We start from the raw sequence: 4,577 nt of genomic DNA on the forward strand, positions 1-4,577 counted from the left end.
CTTAAATAATCTATATCAGGAAATTTATGGATTCTTAAATAATCTATATTGAGCACTAGTTGGGAAATCTGGATAAAGACCTTTTACAGGCGTTTATAGCTTTCTGCCCTTTACAATAAGTATCTCCGTGGGTTATAGTTCGGTTGCAGGAGAGAAAGGGCGCAAAGGCGAAAAAGCTGGAATCACGGGTGAAAAAGATGTACAAAAGCACAAAGATGGGGCATGTGGTGATAGGATTTGCCCTTCTCCTCGTTTTGATCTTTTTTGTAGGTTATACGGGTTATCAAGGCATGAACGAAGTCGAGGAGAAGAGCCGTGCTATCCAGAATATGACTTTTATCATGAATAATATGCAGGGAGCCCTGCAAGCAGAGGAAAGCTACATTATTCACGGCGATCCTGCTTACAAAGAAGAAGTTTATTCCCATCTTAACCTTGTGCCCACACAGGCAGCGATATCCAAAGAAATATACATAGGCTACATTGATCCTGCGAACCGCGACCGGATGGATTTAGTTCTTGCAGCTTCCAGCGATTTCAGGGAAGCTTTTGACAGATATGTTGAAGCAGATGACGAACAGGCAGATGTGAGAGATAATCTTACTATATACAGTGAAACTTTACTAAAAAACGCAGACGAGCTTTCTAAAAATCAGATGACTCAGTACAGAGAAGAGTTCGATAAGGGCTATTCAAATGAAACTCTCGAGAAAAAGTTCTCCAACGCCGAGAGCGCTCAGAGGATCATTGTATTGACAATGAAAGCCAGAAACGAGTATCGAAATTATGCTATGAGTCCTGATCAGCAATATGCAGATAAGTTTGATACTTTTATGGGAGAGATTATTGAACTTTCTACAGACTTGAACGGGCGAATGGAAAGGCCGGAAAATATTGCTGCAGGAAAGGAAATACTTACAAGTGCGGAAAATTTCCAGGCCGGTTTCGAGCAGTTTAAGGCTCTGGAAGAAAGAAAAGCTATCGAAGAGGCAAATATGACAGATATAGCTGCGCAGGTTGGAGAAGTAGCTACAGCTGCCAGTGCTGACCAGAAAGAAAAACTGGATACACTGATCGTGAACTCTATAAATAAGATCTTTCTGGTCACTTTTCTTTCAATGCTTATTGGTGCTTTCCTTGTTTTTGTGATTTTGAACATCTACAGAAAGCCTATCTACGAATTGCTCGAAGCTGCTGACAGGATCTCTGAAGGAGATCTTGATGTTGATATTAAAGGTTCCTCGAGAAGCGAGATCTTCCAGCTTTCAGAGGCTTTTAAAGCAATGGTTGAAAACCTGCGCAGCTTGATTAAAGAAATTCAGGGAGGTTCACTGCGCCTTGCCACACTTTCGGAAGAAATGTCTGCCTCTTCCGAAGAAGTGGCATCTGCATCAAGGAGAATTTCAGAAACCGCAGCTGAAATCTCTAACGGGGCAGAAATGCAGAGCACAAAAATTGTTGATATAACTCATGCAATGCAGGATATGACCCACAATATCCAGGAAGTTGCGGATAACACCCAGAAAGTTTCTAAAAGTACAAATCTGGTGAATGATACCGTTCGTAATATCGGAAACGTTTCCAGAGATGTCCTGTTTAAGATGAATCTTATCAGTTCTTCTGTTGATGAAACTGAAGTTGTTATCAAGGAACTTGACTCCAAGTCTCAGCAGATCAATGAGATCATAACGCTGATAACCAGAATTGCAGACCAGACCAATATGCTTGCACTGAATGCCGCAATTGAAGCTGCAAGGGCAGGCGAACATGGCAGAGGATTCTCTGTTGTAGCCGATGAAGTCCGCAAACTTGCCGAAGAATCCGGAAGCGCAGCCAAAAATATTTCCAGGCTGATTGATGAGATCCGGGAGAGTATCAGTGATACAGTGGAAAGCATAGAAGCAAGTAAAAAGAATGTGAAGAACGGCTCAGTATCGGTTAGTGAAGAGGTTGAGATGGTTACCGGAATCGTCTCCACAATCAATGAAATCACAAATATGATAGAAGACGTTGCAGCTGCTACAGAAGAACAGTCCGCATCCATTGAAGAAATTACCTCTACACTGGAAGATATCTCCTCTATATCGGAGCAGTCCGCTGCAGGCACCCAGGAAACTGCCGCAGCTCTTGAAGAACAGAGTGCCTCAATGTCTGAGCTTGCCAGCATGGCGAATGATCTCTCTTTGCTTGGGGAAAAGATGAAAAAAGCCACTGAAAAATTCAGGCTTGGCAATTCAAAAGGAGAGCCCGAAAATATTGCTGACTAAATACGGTTGGCTAAATATGGCTGGCTAAATACGGTTGGCTAAATATAAAGGGCTAAAATCCTTAAATTGGCCTGAGGGATTAAAATGTTTGAGGAAACAGCAATAAAGGAAGATTCTACACTTCCAGAAGAATCGCTTCAGCTGGTGGTGTTTGAACTGTCAGGAGAAGAATTCGGAGTCGATATCATGCAGGTCTCCGAAATCATCCCGATTTCAAAAATCACTCGCGTTCCTCAGGCGCCGGAATGCATAAAGGGACTAATTAACCTGCGAGGAAAAATTATCGTAGTAATAGATCTCAACAGGCGCCTTGGTTTCAGCTCCAAAGAGAGGGACAGTCTGTCCAGAATTATTATAGTGGAAGTCAGGGATACAATTATAGGAATGCTTGTAAACTCCGTAAGTGGGGTGTTGAAACTGCCTATTACTTCTGTTGAACCGACTCCAGATATGATTAAATCGAAAATTAATGCAGAATATCTGATCGGAGTCGGGAAAAAAGGGAACAGGCTTCTTATCCTCCTGAACCTTGCAAGGGTACTTGGAGAAGAGGAAATTGACGAACTCAGCCAGCTTTCTTCTTCTTCTTCTTCTTCCTCTCATTCTTTTGAGCAACTTCCGGAGGGGGACATTTAAAAATTTATCATTGAGATCTGACTGATGAAAACTATCTATTGTCGATAATTCATTGTTTATGATTTCAGAAGTGATTTATAGCTTCAGAAGAAATTTAAACGAATATGCACCCTGTCCTTATTTTCCTTTTCGCCCTTATAGCCATACTGCTTCTTACAGCAAAACTCAGGCTTCACCCTTTCCTTAGCCTTGTCTTTGTATCTCTTTTCATAGGGGTGCTTGCAGGAGAACCTATGGGGGCAGTTGAAGCGGTAACTAAGGGACTTGGTAATGTTTTTTCCCGTTTTGCTATCATTATCACCAGTGGTAGTATCATCGGACTTCTGCTCCAGAAGAGTGGTGGAATGTCTTTAATAGCTTCTGACATTATGCGGTTTTCCAGAAATCCCCTGCTTGCCCTGAACATTCTTGGTTTTCTTTTTTCCGTGCCAATGATGTGCTATATCCTTGCCTATGTCATCTTTATTCCGATAGCAAAAGAGTTGGCTACCAAGCTTAATTACCCCCCCATTTCCACTGCAACTGCACTTGCACTCGGGGCTGTTGCCTCATTTAATCTGGTATATCCTTCCCCTGTAATTATTTCGGCAGCAGAAGAACTTTCAGCAAATACGGACACACTCATTCTTCTGGGATTTTTTATCGCTGTTCCTACTTCTACTGCAGGTTATCTCTACGCCAGAAGATTGGGGAAGACTGAAACCGCCAGAGTTTCCGAACACGATAATCAGGGACAAGCTCAGCCAGAATTTACAGAAATTACAGAAACTCCACAAAAGGAGAAGACAGGAGTAATGCAGGAAAAAGGTATCGAAGTGCAGAGAAAAGATGGAGTACAAAGGAAAGATGGAGTGCAGGGAAGAGATACTGGAAAGTCAGGCAGGCTTGAAGCTTATGCACCAATCTTTCTTCCTTTGCTTCTGATCCTTTTCCAGGCTGGCTTTGAGCATCCCCCTCTTCTGTTTTCTTTTCTGGGAAACCCAAATGTTGCCCTCCTTATAGGAGTTCTTCTCTCCATTTTTTCCAGCAGGGCGCTGGGGTTGGAAATGGTCAGGACCCTGGTTGAAAAAGCCGTAAGGAGAAGTGGTGTTGTCCTTCTTGACCTGTGTGGGGGAGGAGCTCTTGGTGCAACTCTTGCCATGACAGGAGCAGGAGAAGCCCTTGGCAGGTTTTTCCTGCAGATTAACCTTCCTCACATCCTTGTTCCTTTTCTTGTTGCAGCAGCCCTTCAAACCGTGCAGGGGTCAAGGGTTGTAACAATGCTTGTTGCGCCATCCCTTTTGCTTCCTCTGGTTCCGGAACTTGGGCTTCCTGCGGAGATTCTGATCCTTGCAATGGCGTCAGGTACTTTCGTGATTTCGCATGTCAATGATCCATTCTTCTGGATTTTCGGAGAACTGGCAGAACTTGAACCCTCCGAGGTTTTCAGGGCAAATACTCTCGGGGGCGCTCTGATGGGCGTGGTAAGTTTCCTGCTAGTTTCCGGAGTGTATGTTTTCTTCTACTGAATTTTCTCATACCTGCTAGTTTCGCTAGTTTCATACCTGCTAGTTTCGCTAGTTTCATACCGGCTAAGACCGGAGTTTCTAAGATCTTAAAAAAGAAAGGCTCTTGGCTATGATTATTTACAGTCTAACAAAAAATTAATTAAGTTGACGACTTCAACTTGGGATA

Annotated in this window: 3 protein-coding genes; all 3 read left to right on the top strand. The window is 43.1% G+C overall.

All coding sequences use genetic code 11. From position 1 onward, the window contains the following. The first annotated feature begins 197 nt into the window (after positions 1-197). The 3 genes from EO93_RS07975 to EO93_RS07985 all read left to right on the top strand — a co-directional run bounded on the left by EO93_RS07975 (position 198) and on the right by EO93_RS07985 (position 4,411). On the top strand, positions 198-2,267 hold the full coding sequence (locus EO93_RS07975) for a methyl-accepting chemotaxis protein (protein WP_048161931.1): 2,070 nt from the start codon (positions 198-200) through the stop codon (positions 2,265-2,267). Positions 2,268-2,351: 84 nt separating this feature from the next. Beyond that, complete coding sequence (locus EO93_RS07980) at positions 2,352-2,903, top strand: chemotaxis protein CheW (RefSeq protein ID WP_048161928.1); 552 nt, start codon at positions 2,352-2,354, stop codon at positions 2,901-2,903. A 104-nt stretch (positions 2,904-3,007) separates the two neighbouring features. After that, the gene (locus EO93_RS07985) at positions 3,008-4,411 is read left to right on the top strand and encodes a GntP family permease (RefSeq protein ID WP_048161930.1); all 1,404 of its coding nucleotides are present in this window, start codon (positions 3,008-3,010) and stop codon (positions 4,409-4,411) included. Positions 4,412-4,577 lie beyond the last annotated feature (166 nt).

The sequence above is a fragment of the Methanosarcina sp. 1.H.A.2.2 genome, assembly GCF_000979975.1.
Taxonomy (GTDB): Archaea; Halobacteriota; Methanosarcinia; order Methanosarcinales; family Methanosarcinaceae; genus Methanosarcina.